Genomic DNA, 23,000 nt, shown 5'->3' with positions numbered 1-23,000 from the left:
CACGCATCGCGATGACCTCAACACCGCGCCGCGCCGCCGGACTGGCCGCGCGCATCGCAATAGCGGCGCGTCAGCCGATTGACTGCGCATGATGCCGCATCGGCCGCTCGTGTGAAACCCGGTCAAACGGCTAGGCCGAACGACGGGCCATGCGATTTGGCCTATGCCGTCCGGCCGGCTGTGCATCGGCGGGCGGCTCGACTAACATCAGCTCAACACGAGTTTTAAGCCAACGAGGACGAGCGTTGCGGCGAGGACGTGGCGCAGCAGCGCTTCGGGCGCTTTGGACGACAGCGCACTGCCGGCGGCGATGCCCGGAATAGAACCGACGAGCAGGGAAAGGAGCAGCGACCAGTCGACCGAGCCGACCATCCAGTGTCCCGCGCCGGCAATCAGCGTGAGCGGCACCGCATGGGCCACGTCGGAACCGACGATGCGCGCCGTCGCAAGACGCGGGTAGAGCAAAAGCAGCACGGTGACGCCGATCGCGCCCGCGCCGACCGAAGTGATCGACACGAGCAAGCCTAGGATTGCGCCCGTGAGTATCGTCCAGGCGGCGGTGCGCGCAGGGTTTTCAGGGCGGCTGCGGCCCTTTTCATAGGCGAGGCGTGCAAGCTGCGTGCGGAAGACGAGCGACACGGCGGTGATCAGCAGCGCGGTGCCTAGGATCAACTGAATGAGCCGAGCCGTGTCGGGCGAGGCCATGCCATGCCGATGGAGAAAATAGAGCGTCACGGCGGCGGCGGGCACGCTGCCCGCCGCAAGCCGCCCGGTGATGCGCCAGTCGACCGAGCCTTTCAGGCCATGCACGAGCGTTCCGGCGGTTTTGGTCGCGGCGGCGTAGAGAAGGTCGGTGCCGACCGCCGTCGCCGGATGGATGCCGAACAGCAGGACGAGGAGCGGCGTCATCAGCGAACCGCCGCCTACGCCCGTCAGTCCGACGAGGAAACCGACCGCGAGCCCGGAGGCGGAATAGAGGAAATCGATATGCGGAAAGGACATCGCGCGGAAGAGGACCCGTCAGGCAAGGTGGAGTCGAAAAACCGTCGATGATAGCCGGTAAGACGTTCCGTTGCTGCGCGTTGGCCGCGGGCGGAAGCTTCGGGCGTGCCGGAGCGGTCGGGAAAAAGGCGCAGTCCCCGCGCAGCCGGGCGTTCCCGCCCGGCGCGCGGAAGCGCATCAAACAGCCACGCTTCCCACGTAATTTTCCGCCAGCGCCGTAGCCGCCGCCCGCGAAGTCGTCACGTGCTCCAGTTCCGCCACCTGCAACCGTTGCTCGAATGGCGAGGTGTCTTCGAGCTTGTGCAGCATGCGCGTCATCCACCACGAGAAATGCTCGGCGCGCCAGATGCGCTTGAGCGCCGTGTCGGTGTATCGCGCGAGCTTGTCGGCGTTGCCGTCGTGATAGAAGCCGACCAGCCCGGCGGTCAGCACGCGTACGTCCGACACCGCCAGATTCAGCCCCTTCGCGCCCGTCGGCGGCACGATATGCGCGGCGTCGCCCGCGAGGAAGAGCTTGCCCGACTGCATCGGCGTGGAAACGAAGCTGCGCATGCCGACAATGTTCTTCTGGAAAATCTTCCCTTCCGTGATCTGCCAGCCGTCAGCCGTATCGACGCGTGCGTGCAGTTCGGCCCAGATGCGGTCGTCGGACCAGGCATCGACGGAATCTTTCGGGTCGCACTGGAAGTACATGCGCTGCACGCCCGGCGACCGCGTGCTGATCAGCGCGAAACCACGGTCGTGCCGCGCGTAGATCAGTTCCTCCGATGAAGGCGGCGCTTCGACCAGAATGCCGAACCAGCCGAACGGATACACGCGCTGATAATCCTGCCGCACGGCTTCCGGAATCGACTGCCGCGACACGCCCTGCGAGCCGTCGCAACCGACGATGAAATCGCACTCCAGTTCCTCGTCGCGTCCTTCGTGGCGATACTTGATGCGCGGCTTGCGGTCGCTGTTGTCCCCGAAGTCGTGCAGCGAGACATCCGACACGCCGAATTTCAACGCGCCGTTCGCCGCCATGCGCGCCGCGACCAGATCCTTGATGACTTCGTGCTGCGCATAAACGGTGATCGAATGGCCGGTCAGTTCCGTCAGCGCGATGCGCCGGCGCTGTCCTTCGAACGCCAGCTCGAAGCCGTGATGCAACGCGCCTTCGGCCTGCATGCGCGCGCCGAGGCCCGCTTCGTTCAGCAGGTCCATCGTGCCCTGTTCGAGCACGCCCGCGCGAATGGTGGACTCGATATCGAGCCGGCTGCGCGTCTCGAGCACGACCGATTCGATACCGCGCTGATGAAGCAGATGAGAGAGCAGAAGCCCGGCCGGGCCCGCGCCGACGATGCCGACTTGAGTACGCATGTGTGTCTCCGTTGCGTCGTGATGTTGTGCATACAGTGTCGGCAACGCGGCCTTATGTCGCAACGCGATACGGCGGATAGCGCGTATCGGCGATCCGGATAAAGGCCCGAAAAGCGGCTAAAAGCGGGTCCGGTGCTTGCTGAATGAGGGTAAATCCCGACTCTTCATCAATGAGGACACCCATGAACACAAACGCCTATCCCACCCCGCCTTTCCCCGATCAGCAGCAGGACCGCACGCCGGGCCTCACCGCACCGATGGACCCGAAGCCCGATCACGGCGAGCAGAGCTACAAGGGCAGCGGCAGGCTGGCAGGGAAGACGGCGCTCATCACGGGCGCGGACAGCGGCATCGGGCGAGCGGTGGCGATCGCCTATGCGCGGGAAGGCGCGGATGTCGCCATCTCCTATCTCGACGAACACGACGACGCGAAGGAAACCGCACGCTGGGTCGAGGAAGCCGGGCGCAAGGCGTTGCTGCTGCCGGGCGATATCACCGATCGCGCGTTCTGCAAGGAACTGGTCGCGAAGACGGTCGAGGCGTTCGGACGCGTCGACGTGCTCGTGAATAACGCGGCGTACCAGATGACCTACGACAGCCTCGAGGAAATCAGCGACGACGAGTGGGACAAGACCTATTCGACGAATATCGGCGCGATGTTCCGCATCACGAAGGCGGCGCTCCCGCACATGAAGGAGGGCGGGGCGATCATCAACACGACGTCCATCAACGCGGACAGTCCCAACCCTGGTTTGATCGCTTATGCCAGCACGAAGGGCGCGATTCAGAACTTCACCGGCGGCCTCGCGCAATTGCTGGCCGAGCGCGGCATCCGCGCGAATTGCGTCGCGCCGGGGCCGATCTGGACGCCGCTGATTCCATCGACGATGCCGCCCGAAAAGGTCAAGAACTTCGGCTCGCAAGTGCCGATGAAGCGCGCCGGCCAGCCCGCCGAACTCGCCGCTGCCTACGTGATGCTGGCATCGGACGAGGCGAGCTACATTTCCGGCGCGACAATCGCGGTGACGGGCGGCAAGCCGATCATCTGAGCGGCCTGCCGCATCGAGAGCACGTTACTCGGCCGCCGCTTCCTTCAACTGGTTGCGGCGGTACTCGCCTTGCCGCGTGAACATCCAGCCGGGGTATTCCGACGGCAACTGGCTGACTTCATCGAGCGCGGCGAGTTCGTCGCTATTGAGCTTCACGCGCGTCGCCGCGATGTTGTCATCGAGCTGCTCGACCCGCTTTGCGCCGACGATCACGCTCGTCACCACCTTCTGATGCAGCAGCCACGCAAGCGCGATCTGCGCGACGGACACGCCCTTGCTTTCCGCCATGCGGCGCATCACGTCGATGCAGTCGTACGCACGTTCGACGTTCACCGGCGGGAAATCGAACTTCGTGCGGCGGCTGCCTTCTTCCTTGCCGCCTTCGCGCGTGTATTTGCCCGACAGCAAGCCGCCCGCGAGCGGACTCCACACCATCAGGCCGACGCTTTCGCTTTGCAGCAGCGGCACGATTTCCCGCTCGAGGTCGCGGCCGGCGACGGTGTAATACGCCTGCAATGACTCGAAGCGCGCAAGGCCGAGGCGCTCGGAAATCCCGAGAGCCTTCATGATCTGCCACGCTGCCCAGTTCGACACGCCGATGTAACGCACGTGGCCATGCTGCACGAGCGTATCGAGTGCGCGCAGTGTTTCTTCGATGGGCGTTGCGGGATCGAATCCGTGAATCTGGTACAGGTCGACGTGATCCAGTTGCAGACGCTTCAGGCTTTCCTTCACGCCGTCGATGATGTGAAACCGCGACGCACCGCGCGAGTTCACGCCCTTGGTGCCCGCTTCGCCGAAAATCTTCGTCGCGACGACGACGTTTTCGCGCGGCACCTTCAGGTTTTTCAACGCCTGACCGGTGATGATTTCCGAGCGGCCGTCGGCGTAGACATCGGCGGTATCGATGAAGTTGATGCCCGCGTCCAGCGAGCGGCCGACGAGCGTGTCCGCATCGGCTTGCTGAAGCTGACCGATGTTGTCCCAGATGCCGCCTGTACCGCCGCCGAACGTCATCGTGCCGAGGCACAGCTCCGAGACGAACAGACCGGTATTGCCGAATTTCTTGTAGCGCATGCTTGCTCCTGTGTCCGCGTTAAAGGTCGGCGTAAAGCGCCCGCGAAAATTGACGAGCGTTCGCCAGCCCGTGCAGTATCGTCCGGCAACGCGGACCGTTCATAGCCTGATCCTGTCGGATCCTTGCCTTTTCCTGCAAACGGTGGCCCCTCGTGCGCGCACGATCGCGCTTGCGCGAGTAAGCTATCGACACTCTTCCACGCTTACATTTCCGCGGACATCATGGCGCTGAACGACACGCCCGGCCTCGCCGGTAGAGATGCTCACGATCCACCTCGCGACACCCGCCACGGCGGTTCCCTCGACGCTGCGCTCGACCAAGCGCGCGTCGACCTCGTCTCGCTGCTCGACCGTTTCACGGCCGGATGCGAAGGCTCGCTCGAAACGCCGGTGCCGGGCGTCTACCTGCATCGCATCACGAATCCGGGCGGGCCGAAGCCCGGCATGCAAACGCCCGCGCTCGCGCTGATCGCGCAAGGCAGCAAGCGCGTGATGGTCGGCGACGATGTCTACGTCTACGACCCGATGCACTATCTCGTTTCGTCCGTCGATCTGCCGGTGATCGGGCAGGTCACGGCCGCGAGCGAAACCGAGCCGTATCTCGGCATGCGGCTCGATCTGGATGTCGACGAAATCACCTCGCTGATTCAGGACCAGAACCTCCCGCCTGCAACGCAGACGGAAGCCTCGCGCGGCCTCTATGTGAACCGTCTCGGCAGTTCGATGCTCGACGCCGTGCTGCGTCTGTTGCGTCTCATCGATACCCCCGAAGACGTGCCGATCGTCGCGCCGCTCGTGAAGCGCGAAATCCTGTATCGCCTGCTGATGAACGGCTCCGGCGCACGCCTGCGCCAGATTGCGCTGCAGGACAGCCAGACGCAGCGCATCGCGAAGGCCATCTCGCTGCTGCGCCGGAACTTCGATCAGCCGCTGCGCGTGGAGGACATCGCGAAGGACGTGCATATGAGCGTGTCGTCGCTGCATCATCACTTCAAGGCGGTGACCGCGATGAGCCCGCTGCAGTATCAGAAGCAGTTGCGCTTGCAGGAAGCGCGCCGGCTGATGCTGCTCGATATCGCCGATGCCGCGACCGCGGCGCATCGCGTCGGGTATGAAAGCGCCTCGCAATTCAGCCGTGAATACAGCCGCCTCTTCGGCGCGCCGCCGCTGCGCGACACGCGGCGCTGGCGCGATGCCGCAGCCGGCGCATAGCGGCATGTGAAGGCGCGCAGGACGCCGTAAATTTATTTCATCGCTCGTGGAATAGAACGGCGACGCCGATCGTTCCACGAACACCCCACCGTAGCGCCACGAAAAGGAAGATGAGATGAACAGGCAAATCGTGTTGGCCCTGACCGCGGTCGCGGCCGTCGGTTGCTTCGCGTCGCAAGCGTTCGCGGCGGCGCCGAAGGAATCGAACGGCGTCTTCGTCGACGAAAACGGCATGACGCTCTATACCTTCGACAAGGACACCAAGGGCGGCCCGAGCGCATGCACCGGCGGCTGCGCACAGGCGTGGCCCGCCGCGATGGCGGCCGGCTCCGATCAGCCAGGCGGCAAGTGGACGCTCGAATCCGCCGACGGCGGCAAGCAGTGGGCCTACGACGGCAAGCGCGTGTACCGCTTCGCCAAGGACACCAAGCCCGGCGACAAGAACGGCGACAACTTCCGCGACGTGTGGCACGCGGTCAAGCCCTGAACGTCGTGATGCCCGCGCGAGACGGTTCGGCATGACCGCAAAGAGCTTCGAAAGCGATCTTCTCGCGCATCTTCCCCAGTTGCGCCGCTATGCCCGCGCGCTGGCCGGCGATCGCGCCTGGGCCGACGACCTCGTTCAGGACGCGACCGAGCGCGCACTGAATCGCGCGAGCGCCTTTCGTCCGGGCACGAATCTGCGCGCGTGGCTGTTCACCATCATGCGCAATCTCTATATCGATCAGTTGCGCGGACGCCGCGACATCGCCGTCGACGATGAAACCGCGCCCTGGCGGCATATGGCCGCGCCGCGCGGCGAAGTCGACGGCCTTGTGCTGCGCGACGTGCAGCGCGCGCTCTATTGCCTGCCCGTCGAGCAGCGCGAAGTCATGTTGCTCGTCTGTGTCGAGGAAATGAGTTATCAGGAGGCGTCGCAGGTGTTGAACGTGCCAGCGGGCACGGTAATGTCGCGTCTTTCGCGAGCACGCGAGCACATGCGCGTGATGCTCGGTGAAGATGCGGGACGCAAGGCGTCGTCGCTCAAGGTAGTGAGCCGGTCATGACGAATCACGAGCACGCATCTCACGGCAACGAGCGCGACCTTCAGGCGCTGTCCGCTTATATCGACGATGAACTCGGCGACGCCGAACGCGCCGCCGTCACCGATCGCCTCGCGAGCGATCCCGCCAGCCAAGCGGCGGTCGCCGCCTATCGCGCGCAGGACGGCGCCCTGCGCGCGCTGTTCGCCGCCGATGCACCGGAGCCGCAAGTCATCGTGATGCGGCCACGTGCGCGCGGGCGCTATCTGCTTGCGGCATGCTTCCTCGTCGTCGGCATTGCGTGCGGTTATCTCACGCATCTGCTGTTGCCGAATCTCGACGATACGCGCCCGCGTTTTGCCGAACGCGCGGATATCGCGTACGCGGTGTATGCACCCGAGCAGCGTCATGCGGTGGAAGTTGCGGCTTCGCAGCGCGATCATCTCGTGACCTGGTTATCGAAGCGCCTGAACCGCTCGCTCACGATACCGTCGCTCGCGGAATACGGTTTTCAGCTCGTCGGCGGACGCCTGTTGCCGGGCGAGAAAGGACCGGCCGCGCAGATTATGTATCAGAACGCGGCGGGTGAACGCCTCACGCTGTACATGACGACGGTCGCGCGCAACGACGCGAAAATCCGCTCGTTGCGCGACGGTCCGCGCACTACTTACTACTGGACCTACGACAGCGTGGGCTATGCGATCTCCGGGCAGATCGGTGAAACGAAGCTGCAGGCGATCGCCTACGACACATGCAAGGAACTCGGCGGCGATCCGGCGAAGTGGTAGCGCATGGTTCGATAAAAAGCCGCAACGGACTTAACACGCTGCGGCTCATGCATCAACGATGCGCCGGTTCCATATGACGCGGATGATGGCGCTCCCACTCCGTCCGCTCCCAGTAGCGATGGCCGTCCCAGTAACGCTCGCCGTGCCAGCCCAGCTTGACCGCGTGATGCGGTTCGTGATGCATTGCCGCCGATGCGACGTTCACGAGGCCAAGCCCCAGCGATGCGGCAACCGATGCGATCAGCAGGCTCTTCTTTGTCTTGTCGAACATGATTGTTCTCCTTCGATGGTCATGCGTTTTCGTGCGTGAGCGTATTGGCTGTCTTAACGGTAGTAGTCACGATGATGGTGATAACCGCCGCCATCCCCCGGCAGAATGATGCAGCCGGACAACGTGCTTCCCAGTAAAACGCTCAATACTGCAAGAATCGCTACCTTCTTCATGGGTTTCTCCCTGTGAATCCATGAAGCGAAATTTAGCCGCTCGCCAAATGACAAGCCGTGTTCCTTTGTAAGCAAACGTGTAGCGTGAAATATTTACGAAGGGAGGCTGTGAGCGACGAAGGCGCACATGTGGACAGCGCCCACATTAGAGCGGGCGCAGAGAGAAGCGCGATACGGAGATCGGCTCGCTAGCGAACGATCTTCGGCTTGAGATTGGGCGTGAGCGCTACGCCGACGACATGACCATCGCGGACGCCGCATCGGCTATCGACGCGCGTCCATTGCGCCTTGCCGCGCGCTTTCGCAAACGCGCGCATCACGATGACCTGATCGACCGGAATCGGATTGCCTGCATCGAAGATAGGCGTCTGGCTATCGATCTTCGCGGACAGCACGCGCCGGTCCGGAACGATCAACGTGTCGTACTTGGGCGCGTCTTCGACCCAGCGGTCGAATGCAGCGACGCATTGCACGACGGTGTCCGGAACATGGAGACGGGCGAGATACGAATAGTCTTCCGATGCGTCAGGCGTTTCTTGCGCCTGAACGAGCTGAAACGCAGAAGCCGAAAGCAGGAGCGCGGCGAGCGCCGAAGCGAAAGAGATTTTCATGTGATGACGATGAGGATGGCGGCAGACCGCGCGGCGGAACGAGGCGCGCATCGCGGCAGCACGGCGATGACGACGGCTGGCTCACGAAGCCACGCGCCTTTTCGAGATGGCGCGAAGTATACCGCGCGGCCTTTTTATGCGTCGAGTGAATCATGCATTCTGAATGCAAAACGAAAGCCCACGCGACGCGTTCTCGAAGTGCGCGTTGTATCCTTTCCGGCTGATGACGCAAGCCGGACTCTTTCATGAAAACAGTGCGATGGTCGCAGCAGGACGGGGCAGGGCTGGAGCATTTGCTGTTCGACGCACGGCCCGATGGCGTGCTCGTAGAAAGCGCGGTAGTGGGCGAGGACGATGGGCAGTCCTTCGGGCTCATGTATCGCATTGAATGCAATATGCAATGGCAAGTGACGCGGCTTGCGATTCGTCTTGCGGGCAGCACCGCGCTCGACCTGCGCCGCGAGGCCGACGATCACGGCGTCCTGCACGGATGGACCGACGCCGACGGCGCGCCGCAACCGATGCTCGACGGCTGCATCGACGTGGACATCACGGCAACGCCTTTTACCAACACGCTGCCGATACGCCGCTTGCGCTTGCAACCCGGCGAGCGGCGCGTGATTCGCGTCGTGTATGTGAGCGTGCCGTCGATGACCGTTCGCGCTGTCGAGCAGGCTTATACGTGCCTCGAAACGGGGCGGCGGTATCGCTTCGAAGGACTCGATACGGGCTTCGAAGCGGAGATCACGACCGACGGCGATGGTCTTGTCATCGACTATCCCGGCCTTTTCAGGCGCATCCGGTAAAGGCGCCCGAGGCCGAGAGCGGCGATAATGCAATACACCGACCGAACTTCTCGCACGACACACACGATGAACACCACGCACGACACCACGAACTTCCCACGCCTCACGAGCCTTTCGCATGGCGGCGGCTGCGGCTGCAAGCTCGCGCCCGGCGTGCTCGCCGAACTGCTGAAGCGCACGACGCCGATGGCCGCGTTCCCCGATCTCCTCGTCGGCAACGATACGGCCGACGACGCCGCCGTCTACAGGCTCAACGACGAGCAGGCCATCGTCGCGACGACGGACTTCTTCATGCCGATCGTCGATGATCCGTTCGACTTCGGCCGCATCGCGGCGACGAACGCGCTCTCCGATGTCTATGCGATGGGCGGCAAGCCCATCCTCGCGCTCGCGCTCGTCGGCATGCCAATCAACGTGCTGCCGCATGAGGTGATCGCGCAAGTGCTGAAGGGCGGCGAAGCCGTTTGCGCGGAGGCGGGCATCCCGGTCGCGGGCGGTCATTCGATCGATTCCGTCGAGCCGATCTACGGGCTCGCCGCGCTTGGCATCGTGCATCCGTCGCGGGTGAAGCGAAACGCAGCGGCGCGCCCCGGCGATGTGCTCGTGCTCGGCAAGCCGCTCGGCGTCGGCGTGCTGTCGGCGGCGCTGAAAAAGGACAAGCTCGATGCGGCCGGCTATGCCGCGATGATCGCCGCGACGACGAAGCTCAATCGTCCGGGCGCGGACCTCGCGCAACTCGACGGCGTTCATGCGTTGACCGACGTAACCGGCTTCGGCCTGCTCGGCCACACGCTGGAACTTGCGCGCGGTGCGGGTTTGACGGCGCGCATCCGTTATGCGGATCTGCCGTGGCTGCCGCAGGTGCGTGACTTCGTGAGCGAAGGCATTTTCACGGGCGCATCGGGGCGCAACTGGACGGCGTATGGCGCGGATGTCTCGCTCGCCGAGTCGATCGGCGGTTCCCTGGAAGCGGCCCGCGCATTGCTTACAGATCCGCAAACATCCGGCGGGCTGCTCGTCTCGTGCGCCCCCGAATCCGTCGACGACGTGCTCGCGATCTTCCATGCCGATGGCTTCGACCATGCGGCGGTGATCGGCGAAATGACAGACGGAGCGGGCCGCGTCGAGGTGAGATGAGCCGTCAACATCGACGACCAAGGTGGACATGAAGGAAGAATCGCCGAAAGCCATTTTTTACGCGCTGGCCGCGAACCTGGGCATTGCCGTGTGCAAGTACGGCGCGGCTGCCTACACCGGCTCGGGGTCGATGTTTGCCGAAGCCATCCATTCCACCGCCGACTGCTGCAATCAGTTGCTGCTGCTTTTGGGCCTTAAGCGGTCGCAGGCGCCGGCCAGTGCGCTGCATCCGCTCGGTTCGGGACGTGAGGTCTATTTCTACTCGCTGATCGTTGCGCTGCTGCTGTTCTTCGTCGGCGGGGCGTTTTCGGTGTACGAGGGCGCGCATCGCCTGATGCATCATGAGCCGTTGTCGAATCCGATCGTCGCGCTGGTGATATTGGGCGTGTCGGTCGTGCTGGAGGCGCTTTCGCTGGCGGGCGCGTTGCGGGAGATTCGCAAGGGCGCGCCGAACAAGACGCTATGGCGATGGTTCCGCGAGACCCGCGAGTCGGAATTGCTGGTCGTCGCGGGCGAGGACGTGGCGGCGCTGGCTGGACTGGCGATCGCGTTCGCGGCGGTCCTCATGACGATGCTCACCGGCAACGCGGCTTACGATGCGGCGGGTTCCATCGGCGTGGGCGTGCTGTTGATGGTGATTGCGTTTCTGGTGGCGCGTGAAGTGAAGTCGATGATCGTCGGCGAATCGGCGAGTCCGGAAGTGCGCAAGGCGATCGACGCGCACTTGAGAGGACGGCCGGAGGTGACGCGCATCATCAGCCTGATCACGTTGCAGTGGGGCAAGCACATCGTGGTGGCGGTGCAGGCCGAGATGATCGACTATCCGAGCGGCCGCGCGATGATCGATGCGATCAACGTCATCGAGGAAGACTTGCAGAATGCGTTTCCGCAAGTGCGATGGGTATTTTTCGAGCCGGACGTGGCGAACGAAGCGAGTAAGCGCGCGGCGGCGTGAATGTTCCGCAACGTCGTCTCAGCGTTTCGTGCTTCGGCCCCGATCGGGGCCTTCCAATGAACCGGCGCGATCCAGCGCCCAGGTGCGGTTAGTGCTATACCGACACGAGCGGTCACTGGCCGCCTCGTGCACCGCACGATGAGCCTTCAATCAAGTTGACCCTTACAGAAGCGCACCCGGAGTTCGCGCGAAAGCGCCTCCGTGCATGGCGACACCCATCGCGTTAGCCTGCAGCATGCACCCCCTCGCATCGAGTCCCCGAAATTTCGAGATCTTCATCCGACCCATGCGCAAACTATTTCTTGCTTTCTATCTGATCGTCGTCGCGATCAACTTTCAACAAGCCAACGCAGCCACATCGCAACCGGCCTCGCAGCCCGCTGTCGCGCTGACGCCGCAGCAAGCCCGCGATGCGCTCTCGGTGCTCAACGATCCGCAACGCCGCGCGCAAGTCGCCGACACGTTGCGTGCCGTCGCCGCAGCCGGCGCGCTGGCCGCACCCGCGAGCGCAGCGCAGCCGGCATCGGCGGCAGCGCCGGCATCAGGTGCTTCCGGCGTGCTCGCCAATTCATTGACCGCGAACGGACTCGCGTCGCAATTATCGCGTCAGGCGGGCAACTGGCTGGTGCATTTCGGCGCCGGTCTGCGGCACTCGGCGAGCGCGTTGCTCAACGTACGCTCGGTCGTGTACTGGTGGCGTGACCGCATCAACACGGAGCAGGAACGCGCGCTATTGGTCCACGTCGTATGGACCGTCCTGTTGTCGCTCGTGCCTGCGCTGCTGATCGAATTCTTCGCGTCGAGGCTCCTGCGCAAACCGCGCGAGAAGGTCGCGGCACGTGGAATCGCGGATACCAAAGCGAACGAGCCGCAACTCGTGCACGAACAACGCGCGGCCGAGCGCGCCGAAGACACGGCGCAGCGCACCGGCGATGAAGTCGCGATGCACGTCGCCGAGCGCAAGGTCGACGCGGCGCGCGGAAAGCGTCACGCCGCGCATCACTGGACCTTGCTGCAGCGCCTGCCGAACGCGCTTTTGTATCTGCTCTACAACGTGATTCCGCTCGGCGCGTTCATGGGCGCGGTGGCGATCCTGATGTCCATCTTCATCGACGACAACACGACCGAAGCGCACGTCGCAGGCGCGCTCATCGACGTTTACCTGGTTTGCCGCGCCGTGATGATCGTCTGCACGTTCCTCGTCGCACCGCGTGCGCGCGGACTGCGCCTGATCCAGATGCGCGACCAGTACGCCATTTACACAACGCGCTGGCTGCGCCGCATCGTGATCGTCGGCGGGGCGGGCATTGCGTTCGCGAACGGCTGCGAGCCGCTCGGGTTGTCCGATGCGGCGCATATCGCGATCCTCAAGATCGTGACGCTCGTCGTGCATGTGATGATCGCGTGGGTCATCTTCGAATCGCGCAATGTCGTGGGCGAGAGCATTCGCCAGCGCATGTCGGCGCATCGCTCGGTGGCGCTCGTCGGCAGTTGGGTCGCGGATGTGTGGGCCGGCGTCGCGATCTTCTTCGTGATGGCGATGTGGTTCGTATGGGCGCTCGGCGTGGAGAACGGCTACGCGACGCTGTTCCATCTGGGCGGCGTGTCGCTGCTGGTGCTCGTCGTGTCGCGCGTCGCGGCCATCGTCGCGTTCGGTGCGCTCGGACGCCTCTTCCGCGATAACGACGAAGAGGACTTCGCCAGCAAGTCCATTGCGCATCGGCACGCGTACCGCTACTACCCGGCGCTGCGCCGCATCGTGCAGACGGTGATCGGCGTGGCGACCGTGATCGCCCTGCTCGAAGTGTGGGGCGTGCACATCTTGCGCTTCTTCACCTCGGGCGGGGTTGGCAACCGGCTCGCGTCTGCACTGCTGACGATCGCGGTCGCCGCCGTGTTCGCGGTGCTCGTGTGGGAATCGGCCAACGTGTTCGTCGAACGGCGTCTGGAGCAGTGGAACACAACCGGCGATCGCGTGCGCGCGGCCCGCCTGCGCACGCTCCTGCCGATGATGCGTACCGGTCTGTTCATCATCATCGCGATGGTGGTCGTGCTGACCGGTCTCTCGGAGATCGGCGTGAACACGGCGCCGCTGCTCGCGAGCGCCAGCATCTTCGGCGTGGCGCTTGGCTTCGGCTCCCAAAAGCTCGTGCAGGATTTCATCACCGGCATTTTCCTGTTGATGGAAAACGCGATGCAGGTCGGCGACTGGGTGACGGTTTCGGGCGTTTCGGGAACGGTCGAGTATCTGTCGATCCGCACGGTACGCCTGCGTGGCGGTGACGGCTCGCTCTACACGGTGCCGTTCAGCTCGGTGACGACGGTGAACAACACCAATCGCGGCATCGGCAATGCGGCGGTGCGTGTGTCGATCGCGCTTGGCCAGGACGTCGATCTCGCCATTTCGACGCTCAAGGAAATCGGCGCGGCGCTGCGCGAGGACGAAGCGTTCCGCGACGGCATCTTGTCCGACTTCAGCTTCTGGGGCGTCGACGCCGTCGACGGTTCGACCGTCACGCTCGCCGGCCAGATCCAGTGCCGGGATAGCTCGCGCTGGCCGGTGCAGCGTGAGTTCAACCGCCGCATCCTGAACGAGTTCACGGCGCGCGGCATCGAGATCGCGAATCCGCAGCGCAATTTCGTGATCGTCAACGGCACCGGGCAGGATTCGACACTGGACATCCAGGACGACAGCGAGAAGGCGGGCGCGGATCAGCGCGCTGAGCCGTCGAAGGCGGCGCAGCATCCGACGAACGAAGCGGCCGCCGGCAACGATGCCGCGTCGAGCGCGCCGCCGCCGCGCGGCGCGCAGAGCGGGACGTGAGTCGATGGACCGCGCCGTTTGATAGAACGGCGCGGTTCGTACGGGCCGTGAACGTCTTGCAGACACGCTTGGATCGCTGCCGGTATCGGCGCGTTGCCGGCGCTCAGCGTACCCGCGTCAGGCCCAGTTCACCGCAATTTCCCGCTTCCGGCTCGTCTAGCTGAACAAGCGCACGACGCACATTTTGCTGAACCGCTGCCGCGCAACGCGGCTTTGCGCCCGCCATTCGGAATTTGTAACTGGGGGGCAGCCGCCTCGCACATGAAATCGTCATGTATGGCGAAGCGGCGTTCGAATGCACGGAGTCTGCCGAAACGCTCGGCATGGGACACATGTAACGTGCACAGCGAAAAAATTGCGCCATCTCCCGTTAATCGGTAAAACAGGTTTTCACGGCGTTTTTACCTGTTTTTTACCGTCGATATACCTCTCGAAAATACCCGCGAAACGTGTCAACGGAATCCCGCAATCGCCCGTTGATGCGGGCGTCAGGCGATTACTCCCATCAAAAACCAGCCTGTATCGCGCCGTCCTGAAAGTCCCATCATCCTACAAAACGACGCGGTCAATTTTGCAGGTCCAAAACTTACCGAGTCGAAGTGTTGTTTGCAACAAAATATTATTGAGATGGGCTTGCGTTCGTTTCAGGCCGTACTTAGAATCCGTTTCACAGAGTTTGTTACGAGTTGTAACGGCTGTATCAAAGTACGTAGCCGGTCCAAACCGGCACGGCGACGGAATAAAAAAGAAAGCGGCAACAAGCCGGCGGGATATTCGGGGATTTACTGGAAGCAGCAACCATGAACGGTCGCGAAACGCTGGAATCAATCCGGGAAATCAACTTGTCTTACATCATGCTCGCTCAGCGTCTGCTGCGCGAGGACCGGGCCATCGGCATGTTCCGGCTCGGGCTGTCGAAGGAACTGGCTGACTTGCTGTCCGGGCTCACGCTCGCACAGGTCGTCAAGCTCGCGCAATCCGACAACCTGCTGTGCGCTTTCCGCTTCAACGATCACACGATGCTGTCGGCACTGACGCAGCCGGCGAAGAACGCCGACATCGCGCCGACGCATGCAGCAATCCTGCTGGCTGGCCAGCCGGCTGAACAGTTCGCTTAAGTGATGACGGAGCGAGCCATGCTTAAGAAGAGCCTCACCGAAGACGCCCAGGAAGTATTCCGCGCCATCGCGCTGATCGAGCTTGGCGCGCGCATGCAAGTGCTGGAGAGTGAACTGACGCTCTCGCGCGACCGCATGATCCGTCTGTATCGCGAAGTGAAGGGTGTATCGCCGCCCAAGGGCATGCTGCCGTTTTCGGCGGACTGGTACATGACGTGGCTGGCCAACATCCACGCATCGCTTTTCTACAACACCTATACGTTCCTCAAGAACGAAGCCGGTTGTTCGCATCTCGATGCGTTGACCAAGGGGTATCGGCTGTATCTCGAGCACTGCAAGCATAGCGGCGCCGAGGCGGTACTCGATCTTACGCGGGCCTGGACTCTTGTGCGCTTCTTCGACGCGGGCATGCTGCAGATGACGCCCTGCTGCCGCTGTACCGGGAAGTTTGTCGCACACAAGCATGATTTGCAGAACAACGTGGTGTGCGGGGCCTGCCAGCCGCCGTCACGCGCGGGGAAGACCAAGAAAGCGGCGGCCGCGAAACAGGCCGTTCAAGAAGCCGCTCTGGAGGGTGTGTCCATCAAGAACGAAGTGCCGCAAGCGCCGGATCATCTGGAGCAGATCGCACTCGAGAACGTTGCGGCTATGCAGTCGCAGCGCGCGAGCCTGGTCGCACAGGCTGCTTAGGCGGTAGCGGCGCCGGTCGCCCAGCGAGGGCCATCCGCTGGATGGTGGACGACCGGCATGCCGCTACCGTTTTTTAGTTCTCTTTGCAACGCGCCATTCGTGCGCGGAGCAGACATCTTCCGGCCCCAAGTAAAATGCTTCGACAGCACGCGCTATCGAAGGAAACGCCTTGGCTCAGGCCGCACAGACATCAAAGCAAGGCTTCTTGCTGACGCGTCATTGGCGCGATACGGCAACCGGCACGGAGGTCGAGTTCTGGCTCGCCACCGATGACGGCCCGCGCAAGATCCGCATTGCCCCACAAACGCCAGTTGCATTCATTCGCGCGGAAGATCGCGAGCGAGCCGAGCCGCTCGTTCGCACTGTGCGCGATGCGCAACTGCGTGAACTGCCGCTCAAGGACTTTCGTCGGAAGCCGGTGCTTGGGCTGTATTGCCCTCAGTATCGCCAGTTGCTCGGGCTCGAAAAGACACTGAAGAATGCGGGCGTCAATGTCTTCGAAGCCGATATCCGCCCGACCGAACGCTATCTGATGGAGCGCTTCATCACCGCGCCCGTTTCATTCGATGGCGAAGCAAGCGGCGGTGTCGTTCATAGCGAACTGAAGCCTGCTGCCGCTTATCGTCCGTCGCTGAAGCTCGTCTCACTCGATATCGAAACCAGTGCCAAGGGCGCGCTCTATTCGATTGCGCTCGAAGGCTGCGGCGCGCGTCAGGTTTTCATGCTCGGACCGCCGAATGGCGATACCGAAGCCGAACGCGATTTCGCTCTCGACTATTGCGCGACCCGCGCCGAGATGTTGCAGCGTTTCAACGCGTGGATAGTGCAACACGACCCAGATGCGATCATCGGCTGGAACGTCGTGCAGTTCGATTTGCGCGTGCTGCAGAAACATGCCGACGATTACGGCGTGCCGCTTGCATTAGGCCGGGATGGCAGCGTCGTCGAATGGCGCGAGCACGGCATGAAGCGCAACCATTTCTTCGTGTCGATTGCAGGACGGCTCGTGATCGACGGCATCGAAGCGTTGCGTTCGGCGACGTGGAATTTTCCGTCTTTCAGTCTCGAATACGTATCGCAGTCCCTGCTCGGCGAAGGCAAGGCGATCGACAGTCCCTATGCCCGCATGGACGAGATCGAGCGGCGCTTTCAGGAGGACAAGCCCGCGCTTGCGCATTACAACCTGACCGATTGCGAACTGGTTACGAAGGTCTTCGAGAAGACGGAACTGCTGCCGTTCCTGCTCGAACGCGCGACCGTCACGGGACTGGCGGTCGATCGTAGCGGCGGATCGGTGGCCGCGTTCACGCATCTGTATATGCCGCGCATGCATCGGCTTGGCTACGTCGCGCCGAATCTCGGCGACGTACCGGAAGAAGCGAGCCCTGGCGGCTTCGTCATGGCCTCGCGGCCCGGTCTCTATGACTCGGTGCTCGTGCTCGATTACAAGAGCCTGTATCCGTCCATCATCCGCACCTTCCTGATCGATCCCGTTGGTCTCGCGCAAGGCATGAGCGAAACGGATGCGACACGCACCGTGCCCGGCTTTCGCGGCGCGCTGTTTTCGCGCGACAAGCATTGCCTGCCCGCGATCGTCGAGCAGGTATGGCAGGGGCGCGAGGCTGCGAAGCGTCAGCGCAACAAGCCGCTTTCGCAGGCGCTCAAGATCATCATGAATTCGTTCTATGGCGTGCTGGGATCGAGCGGATGCCGCTTCTTCGATCCGCGCCTCGCGTCGTCGATCACCATGCGCGGCCATGAAATCATGCATCGCACGCGCGAACTGATTGAAGCGCGAGGTTATGGCGTGATTTACGGCGACACGGATTCGACCTTCGTCTGGCTGCGCCGCGCACGCGATGAAGCCGACGCCGCGCGCATCGGCCGCGCGCTCGTCGATTACGTGAACGACTACTGGCGCAAGCATCTGCATGAAACATTCGGACTCGAAAGCGCGCTCGAACTGCAATTCGAAACGCACTTCACGCGCTTTCTGATGCCGACGATCCGCGGCACGGAAGAGGGCAGCAAGAAGCGTTACGCCGGTCTCACGCAACGTGCGGACGGCAGCGAAGAAATCATCTATAAAGGGCTTGAGACGGTACGCACGGACTGGACCCCGCTCGCGCAGCGTTTTCAGCAAGAGCTTTATATGCGCATCTTCAAGGGCGAGCCGTATGCGGACTACGTGCGCGATTACGTCGACCGCACGCGGCGCGGCGAACTGGATGCGCTGCTGATCTATCGCAAGCGCCTTCGCCGCAGCCTCGCCGAGTATCAACGCAACGTGCCGCCGCATGTGCGCGCTGCGCGCAGCGCCGACGAGTTCAACGCACGGCAGGGCCGCCCGTTGCAATATCAGAACGGCGGATGGATAAGCTATGTGATGACGCTCGGCGGTCCCGAGCCGGTCGAAGCGCGTTCCGCACCGATCGACTACGAGCATTACGTGAGCAAGCAGCTGCAGCCCGTGGCGGATGGCATCCTGCCTTTCATGCGCGACGATTTCGCCGCGTTGATGTCGGGACAGCAAGAGCTGTTCTGAGCGTAACCGTTGCTCGCCTGGAATGCGGGCGCGGCATTTGCTGCCGCATCTCACGTTGCCTGCATCGGGAAAATCGACAATGGAAGCACGCACATGATGATGGCGTCCACGGAAATCAGCCGCTCGCAACTGCGCAACCGCATCGTGAGCGATCTTGCGCAGGCGATCTGGAAGTATCGCCTGCAAACGCTTGCCGCCGTCACGCTGATGATCGCATCGCGGCTCGCCGTCGTGTCGGTCCCGCTGATGCTGAAGCATGTGATCGACGAATTCAGCCGGCCGACGGCCAACGCCGTGTTTCCGGTGTTCGTGATCCTGACGTACGTGCTGATGCGCTATCTCGGCGACGTGCTGAACGAAGCACGCGACATCATATTCAGCATCGTCACGCAGCGCACCGTTGCATCGTTCACCGAACGTACGTTCTCACATTTGCACGGCATGGGTGCGCGTTTTCATGCGCAGCGCGAAACGGGCGGCGTCGTGCGCGACGTGCAGAAGGGCGCGGATGGCATCGGCTTTCTGCTGGGCGTTGCAATCTTCACCATCGTGCCGACGTTGATCGAGATCGCCACGGTCGTCGCAATCATGATGAGCCAGTATGCGCGCACGTTCACCATCGCCATCGGCATCACTTTCGTGTGCTATGCGGGCTATACGCTGATTTTCACGCGCTATCGCATGCGCTTTCAGCGCGCGGTGAACCGGCTCGAAGCGCAATCGGACAGCCGTCTCGTCGATAGTCTGCTCAACTATGAAACGGTGAAGCTTTTCGCGAGCGAAGACGTCGAGCGCAAGCGCCTTTCGACGGTGCTCGACAAATGGGTCACGGCGCGCACCGCGAACCAGCGCGCGTTGACCATTCTGCACGTGGGGCAGAGCACGGTGATTGCGATCGGCATTGCCGCCGTCATGCTGCTGGCTGCGCAAAACGTGGTGGCGGGCACGATGAGTGTCGGCGATCTCGTGCTGGTCAACGCTTATATCGTGCAGGTGTGCGCGCCGCTCAATACGCTCGGCTTCGTGTTTCGCGAGACCAACGATGCGATCGTCAATGTCGAACGCATGTTCGAAATACTGCTTGCACGCGGGCGTCGCGGCGAGGATGTCGATGAAGTCGATGCCAAGCCGCTCGAAGTTACAGCGGGCGAGATCGAATTCAAGCACGTCGATTTCGGCTACGATCCGGCGCGTCAGATTTTGCGCGATATCGATTTTCGCGCGCATCCGGGCAAAAAGCTCGCAGTCGTGGGCGGTAGCGGCTCGGGTAAATCCACGCTGATGAAGCTGCTTTTCAGGCTCTATCAGCCGACTTCCGGCGTTATCACCATCGACGGTCAGGACATCCGGCACGTCACGCAAAAGAGCCTGCGTGAAGCGATCGGCATCGTGCCGCAGGACACCGTCCTCTTCAACGATACGATCGCGTACAACATCGCGTATGGGCGTCCGTCGGCCACGCGCGCGGACGTGGTGCGCGCGGCGCGTGCGGCACAGCTCGATAGCTTCATCGAACGCCTGCCGGATCACTACGAGACGCGCGTCGGCGAGCGTGGCGTGCGGCTCTCTGGCGGCGAACGGCAACGCATCGCCATTGCGCGCGCTATCCTGAAGGACCCGCGCATCATCGTGTTCGACGAAGCGACTTCCGCGCTCGATACACGCTCGGAGCGGGCGATTCAAAGCGAACTCGACAGACTCGCGCAAGGGCGTACGTCGATCGTGATTGCGCATCGGTTATCGACCGTGGTCAATGCGGACTGGATTCTCGTGATGGAGCACGGGCGTATCGTCGAGCAGGGGCAGCATTCGGAACTGATCGAACGTGGCGGCGTTTATGCGCGCATGTGGTCGCTGCAATCTCAACAGGGCGAACTCGCGCAAGTGCAGCGCAAGGTGTCGGCGCAACCGGTCCATCTCGGCGCGTTGATCGCGGGCGTCGTCGATGGCTTGCACGAAGAGATCGTCGAACATGGCGTGCATCTCTACACGATGCTGCCCGAAGACGATCTGCGCGTGACCGGCGATCCGGGCGTGCTGCAACTCGTGATCGCGGACCTGTGCCGCACGGAAATACATGCGGCGGATCGCGGCGAACGCGTTGAATTGCGCGTGGAGCGTGAAGCGAACCAGGTGCGTGTTTGCGTACTCGGCCGCCGCGCGCAGCCAGCGCCGCTATCGCAAGAGCAGGCGCGCAAGCTCGAACAAGCGTTGAGCGAAATGGGCGGCACGTTCACCGTCGGCTATGTGGACGGTCACCTCGCGTACGTCGCGATGATGCCTCTGCGTCCCGTCGTCGACGCCGATGGGCAGGCAAGCCCGCAAGCGGATGTCACCGGCAATCTCGACGGCCTCTGCGTGATGGTCCTCGACGATCAGGAAGCCGCGCGGGAAGCACTCGGCGCGGTGCTCGAAACGACGGGAGCAGGCGTGCGCCTCGTGGCATCGGGCAAGGAAGCACTCGAATGGCTCGCTGCTACGCCGACCGAACAGTGGCCCGATGCGTTTCTATGCGACATCGTGCTTGGCGAGGAAGACGGTTATCAGGTGTTGCGTCGCGTGCGGGAACTGGAGGCGAGCCGGCGCGTATCGCTCGATCAGCGCATGCCTGCGATAGCGTTGACGGGTCACACGCAGACCGAAGACCGCTTGCGCGCGCAGATGGCGGGCTTCCAGATGCATATGACGAAGCCTGTGCCTGCGGAACGGCTGATCGCCGCGATCAGGCAGGTCGCCGTTCGTACCGAAGCGTGAAAGATGACGAGGGCGCATCAGGTGGACGAGAAGACATCCGCACGCATCGATGAACTCAAGCCGACGCAAGGCGCATTAGGGATGGAGCATGTGCGCGAGAAGATGCGTTTGACGAGCGAGCAGCCCGATGACAGGCGTGCGGCCTTCATGGACGAACATGCGCTGCGCCTCGTGCGCGGCCCGGGCGGGACGCTCCATGTGATCGATCATCATCACTGGGCGCGCGCGTGGCATGAGCTTGGCATCGCAGTCGTGCCGGTATCCATCGCATGCGATTTCAACGATCGGGACCACGACGCCTTCCTTGCGGCGATGCGCGAGCACGGCTGGATTCATCCGTTCGATGCTCAGGGAAACGAAACATCGGTCGAAGCGTTGCCGCCTTCCATCGGCGCGATGCCCGATGATCCTTATCTGAGCCTTGCCGCCTTCGTGCGCATGGCGGGCATGTTCGAAGATTCGCCGGAGTTCAACGCGAAGTTCGCATGGGCCGAGTACTTCCGCGAGCGCATACAGGGCGATTTCGCATCGACTGCGGGCTTCGCCAAGGCGCTCGCTCAGGCAGTCGCGGCTTCGCGTGAGGACGAAGCGCGCGAGCTGCCGGGCTTCAAAGCGTAGCCATCGCGGAGCGCGTTTGCTGCGCCTCGATGATTTGCCGAAAGTACGCGGCGGTGCGCCGCAAGCCTTCATCGAGCACGGTCACCGGCTGCCAGTCCAGCAGCGTGCGCGCCTGCGTGATGTCAGGCTGACGATGCCACGGATCATCCATCGGCAGCGGACGGAACACGATCTCCGACTTCGAACCCGTCAGCGCCACGATGCGCTGCGCGATTTCGAGCATCGACAGTTCATGCGGATTGCCGAGATTGACCGGGCCGGTAATGTCATCGGGCGTGTTCATCAGGCGAATGAACGCATCGACCATGTCGTCGACATAGCAGAATGAACGCGTCTGCGAGCCTTCGCCATAGACGGTGATCGGCTCGCCGGCGAGCGCCTGCATCATGAAGTTGGACACCACGCGGCCATCGCTCGGATGCATGCGCGGACCATACGTGTTGAAGATGCGCGCGATCTTGATGTTGAGCCCATGCTGCCGGCGGTAATCCATGAAAAGCGTCTCGGCGCAGCGCTTGCCTTCGTCGTAGCACGAACGCGGACCGATCGGGTTCACGTTGCCCCAATACGCTTCCTGCTGCGGATGCACGCGGGCATCGCCATAGACTTCGCTCGTCGATGCCTGGAAGATTTTCGCCTTCACGCGCTTGGCGAGTCCCAGCATATTGATCGCGCCGTGCACGCTGGTCTTCGTCGTCTGCACGGGATCATGCTGGTAATGTACCGGCGATGCGGGGCACGCGAGGTTATAGATTTCGTCGACTTCCACATACAGCGGGAACGTCACGTCGTGGCGCATCAACTCGAAGTTGGCGCTGTCGAGCAGATGCGCGATGTTGTCCTTGGTGCCGGTATAGAAGTTATCGACGCACAGCACGTCGTGCCCTTGTGCGAGCAGGCGCTCGCACAGATGCGAGCCGAGAAAGCCCGCCCCGCCAGTCACCAGAATGCGCTTGCGAAATGCTTCTTTCATGACGATTCCCTTTGAT

At 62.8% G+C, this 23,000-nt stretch carries 20 protein-coding genes; 14 read left to right on the top strand and 6 right to left on the bottom strand.

The features are described from left to right. Positions 1-207: 207 nt before the first annotated feature. Together BG57_RS13445 and BG57_RS13440 are read right to left on the bottom strand one after the other, a co-directional pair. The gene (locus BG57_RS13445) at positions 208-1,002 is read right to left on the bottom strand and encodes a sulfite exporter TauE/SafE family protein (protein ID WP_035963799.1); all 795 of its coding nucleotides are present in this window, start codon (positions 1,000-1,002) and stop codon (positions 208-210) included. 177 nt (positions 1,003-1,179) lie between these two features. Beyond that, the gene (locus BG57_RS13440) at positions 1,180-2,361 is read right to left on the bottom strand and encodes a 4-hydroxybenzoate 3-monooxygenase (protein WP_035963797.1); all 1,182 of its coding nucleotides are present in this window, start codon (positions 2,359-2,361) and stop codon (positions 1,180-1,182) included. Between the two features lie 182 nt (positions 2,362-2,543). Between BG57_RS13440 and BG57_RS13435 the strand changes: the two genes are divergently transcribed. Further along, positions 2,544-3,410, top strand: coding sequence for an SDR family oxidoreductase (locus tag BG57_RS13435; protein ID WP_035963795.1), 867 nt, complete (start codon positions 2,544-2,546; stop codon positions 3,408-3,410). 24 nt (positions 3,411-3,434) lie between these two features. On the opposite strand, the gene BG57_RS13430 is transcribed toward BG57_RS13435, so the two are convergent. Next, on the bottom strand, positions 3,435-4,487 hold the full coding sequence (locus BG57_RS13430; RefSeq protein ID WP_035963794.1) for an aldo/keto reductase: 1,053 nt from the start codon (positions 4,485-4,487) through the stop codon (positions 3,435-3,437). A 222-nt stretch (positions 4,488-4,709) separates the two neighbouring features. Here BG57_RS13430 and BG57_RS13425 point away from each other — a divergent pair, with 222 nt between their 5' ends. The 4 genes from BG57_RS13425 to BG57_RS13410 all read left to right on the top strand — a co-directional run bounded on the left by BG57_RS13425 (position 4,710) and on the right by BG57_RS13410 (position 7,509). Next, the gene (locus tag BG57_RS13425; protein WP_035963792.1) at positions 4,710-5,699 is read left to right on the top strand and encodes an AraC family transcriptional regulator; all 990 of its coding nucleotides are present in this window, start codon (positions 4,710-4,712) and stop codon (positions 5,697-5,699) included. A 115-nt stretch (positions 5,700-5,814) separates the two neighbouring features. Next, complete coding sequence (locus BG57_RS13420; RefSeq protein ID WP_035963790.1) at positions 5,815-6,186, top strand: COG4315 family predicted lipoprotein; 372 nt, start codon at positions 5,815-5,817, stop codon at positions 6,184-6,186. A gap of 31 nt (positions 6,187-6,217) precedes the next feature. Continuing rightward, the gene (locus BG57_RS13415) at positions 6,218-6,745 is read left to right on the top strand and encodes a sigma-70 family RNA polymerase sigma factor (protein WP_035963788.1); all 528 of its coding nucleotides are present in this window, start codon (positions 6,218-6,220) and stop codon (positions 6,743-6,745) included. Further along, positions 6,742-7,509, top strand: coding sequence for an anti-sigma factor family protein (locus tag BG57_RS13410; protein ID WP_035963785.1), 768 nt, complete (start codon positions 6,742-6,744; stop codon positions 7,507-7,509). The genes BG57_RS13415 and BG57_RS13410 overlap by 4 nt, the downstream gene beginning before the upstream one ends. Before the next feature lie 52 nt (positions 7,510-7,561). Here BG57_RS13410 and BG57_RS13405 read toward each other — a convergent pair whose 3' ends face one another. Continuing rightward, complete coding sequence (locus BG57_RS13405) at positions 7,562-7,780, bottom strand: hypothetical protein (RefSeq protein WP_035963783.1); 219 nt, start codon at positions 7,778-7,780, stop codon at positions 7,562-7,564. A gap of 361 nt (positions 7,781-8,141) precedes the next feature. After that, positions 8,142-8,564, bottom strand: coding sequence for a BspC domain-containing protein (locus BG57_RS13400; RefSeq protein WP_035964025.1), 423 nt, complete (start codon positions 8,562-8,564; stop codon positions 8,142-8,144). 245 nt (positions 8,565-8,809) lie between these two features. Between BG57_RS13400 and BG57_RS13395 the strand changes: the two genes are divergently transcribed. The 9 genes from BG57_RS13395 to BG57_RS13355 all read left to right on the top strand — a co-directional run bounded on the left by BG57_RS13395 (position 8,810) and on the right by BG57_RS13355 (position 22,011). Continuing rightward, entirely contained in the window at positions 8,810-9,370 is a 561-nt protein-coding gene (locus tag BG57_RS13395; protein WP_035963782.1) for a putative glycolipid-binding domain-containing protein, read from the top strand. A gap of 66 nt (positions 9,371-9,436) precedes the next feature. Further along, a complete protein-coding gene (selD, locus tag BG57_RS13390; protein ID WP_035963780.1) occupies positions 9,437-10,507 on the top strand; it encodes a selenide, water dikinase SelD in 1,071 nt (356 codons plus the stop codon). A gap of 28 nt (positions 10,508-10,535) precedes the next feature. Next, entirely contained in the window at positions 10,536-11,462 is a 927-nt protein-coding gene (locus BG57_RS13385) for a cation diffusion facilitator family transporter (RefSeq protein WP_035963778.1), read from the top strand. Positions 11,463-11,748: 286 nt separating this feature from the next. Then, positions 11,749-14,286, top strand: a complete 2,538-nt coding sequence (locus tag BG57_RS13380) for a mechanosensitive ion channel family protein (RefSeq protein ID WP_035963776.1) — start codon at positions 11,749-11,751, stop codon at positions 14,284-14,286. Positions 14,287-15,086: 800 nt separating this feature from the next. Next, positions 15,087-15,404: a flagellar transcriptional regulator FlhD gene (flhD, locus tag BG57_RS13375; RefSeq protein ID WP_035963774.1), complete on the top strand. Its 318-nt coding sequence runs from the start codon at positions 15,087-15,089 to the stop codon at positions 15,402-15,404. Between the two features lie 18 nt (positions 15,405-15,422). After that, a complete protein-coding gene (gene flhC, locus BG57_RS13370) occupies positions 15,423-16,094 on the top strand; it encodes a flagellar transcriptional regulator FlhC (protein ID WP_035963772.1) in 672 nt (223 codons plus the stop codon). A 169-nt stretch (positions 16,095-16,263) separates the two neighbouring features. After that, positions 16,264-18,639 carry a DNA polymerase II gene (locus BG57_RS13365; protein ID WP_035963769.1) on the top strand — a complete coding sequence of 792 codons (2,376 nt, stop codon included), beginning with the start codon at positions 16,264-16,266 and terminating at the stop codon, positions 18,637-18,639. 96 nt (positions 18,640-18,735) lie between these two features. After that, positions 18,736-21,393, top strand: coding sequence for an ATP-binding cassette domain-containing protein (locus tag BG57_RS13360; protein ID WP_035964018.1), 2,658 nt, complete (start codon positions 18,736-18,738; stop codon positions 21,391-21,393). Between the two features lie 3 nt (positions 21,394-21,396). Next, complete coding sequence (locus BG57_RS13355; protein ID WP_052005797.1) at positions 21,397-22,011, top strand: ParB/Srx family N-terminal domain-containing protein; 615 nt, start codon at positions 21,397-21,399, stop codon at positions 22,009-22,011. On the opposite strand, the gene BG57_RS13350 is transcribed toward BG57_RS13355, so the two are convergent. Beyond that, positions 22,001-22,984, bottom strand: a complete 984-nt coding sequence (locus BG57_RS13350) for a UDP-glucuronic acid decarboxylase family protein (RefSeq protein ID WP_035963767.1) — start codon at positions 22,982-22,984, stop codon at positions 22,001-22,003. The genes BG57_RS13355 and BG57_RS13350 overlap by 11 nt on opposite strands. Between the last annotated feature and the right edge of the window lie 16 nt (positions 22,985-23,000).

Source organism: Caballeronia grimmiae, assembly GCF_000698555.1.
In the GTDB taxonomy this organism is placed as follows: domain Bacteria; phylum Pseudomonadota; class Gammaproteobacteria; order Burkholderiales; family Burkholderiaceae; genus Caballeronia; species Caballeronia grimmiae.
Note: the sequence above shows the minus strand (reverse complement) of the source record. Positions and strands in the feature narration are given on the sequence as shown.

What these genes read in the sequence shown, in the direction of transcription:
- BG57_RS13385 (WP_035963778.1), top strand. Translation starts at nt 10,536, where the DNA reads ATGAAGGAAGAATCGCCGAAAGCCATTTTTTACGCGCTGGCCGCGAAC.
- BG57_RS13380 (WP_035963776.1), top strand. Translation starts at nt 11,749, where the DNA reads ATGCGCAAACTATTTCTTGCTTTCTATCTGATCGTCGTCGCGATCAAC.
- BG57_RS13410 (WP_035963785.1), top strand. Translation starts at nt 6,742, where the DNA reads ATGACGAATCACGAGCACGCATCTCACGGCAACGAGCGCGACCTTCAG.
- BG57_RS13405 (WP_035963783.1), bottom strand. Translation starts at nt 7,780, where the DNA reads ATGTTCGACAAGACAAAGAAGAGCCTGCTGATCGCATCGGTTGCCGCA.
- BG57_RS13395 (WP_035963782.1), top strand. Translation starts at nt 8,810, where the DNA reads ATGAAAACAGTGCGATGGTCGCAGCAGGACGGGGCAGGGCTGGAGCAT.
- BG57_RS13400 (WP_035964025.1), bottom strand. Translation starts at nt 8,564, where the DNA reads ATGAAAATCTCTTTCGCTTCGGCGCTCGCCGCGCTCCTGCTTTCGGCT.
- selD (WP_035963780.1), top strand. Translation starts at nt 9,437, where the DNA reads ATGAACACCACGCACGACACCACGAACTTCCCACGCCTCACGAGCCTT.
- BG57_RS13420 (WP_035963790.1), top strand. Translation starts at nt 5,815, where the DNA reads ATGAACAGGCAAATCGTGTTGGCCCTGACCGCGGTCGCGGCCGTCGGT.
- BG57_RS13415 (WP_035963788.1), top strand. Translation starts at nt 6,218, where the DNA reads ATGACCGCAAAGAGCTTCGAAAGCGATCTTCTCGCGCATCTTCCCCAG.
- BG57_RS13440 (WP_035963797.1), bottom strand. Translation starts at nt 2,361, where the DNA reads ATGCGTACTCAAGTCGGCATCGTCGGCGCGGGCCCGGCCGGGCTTCTG.
- BG57_RS13425 (WP_035963792.1), top strand. Translation starts at nt 4,710, where the DNA reads ATGGCGCTGAACGACACGCCCGGCCTCGCCGGTAGAGATGCTCACGAT.
- BG57_RS13430 (WP_035963794.1), bottom strand. Translation starts at nt 4,487, where the DNA reads ATGCGCTACAAGAAATTCGGCAATACCGGTCTGTTCGTCTCGGAGCTG.
- BG57_RS13445 (WP_035963799.1), bottom strand. Translation starts at nt 1,002, where the DNA reads ATGTCCTTTCCGCATATCGATTTCCTCTATTCCGCCTCCGGGCTCGCG.
- BG57_RS13360 (WP_035964018.1), top strand. Translation starts at nt 18,736, where the DNA reads ATGATGGCGTCCACGGAAATCAGCCGCTCGCAACTGCGCAACCGCATC.
- BG57_RS13355 (WP_052005797.1), top strand. Translation starts at nt 21,397, where the DNA reads ATGACGAGGGCGCATCAGGTGGACGAGAAGACATCCGCACGCATCGAT.
- flhC (WP_035963772.1), top strand. Translation starts at nt 15,423, where the DNA reads ATGCTTAAGAAGAGCCTCACCGAAGACGCCCAGGAAGTATTCCGCGCC.
- flhD (WP_035963774.1), top strand. Translation starts at nt 15,087, where the DNA reads ATGAACGGTCGCGAAACGCTGGAATCAATCCGGGAAATCAACTTGTCT.
- BG57_RS13350 (WP_035963767.1), bottom strand. Translation starts at nt 22,984, where the DNA reads ATGAAAGAAGCATTTCGCAAGCGCATTCTGGTGACTGGCGGGGCGGGC.
- BG57_RS13435 (WP_035963795.1), top strand. Translation starts at nt 2,544, where the DNA reads ATGAACACAAACGCCTATCCCACCCCGCCTTTCCCCGATCAGCAGCAG.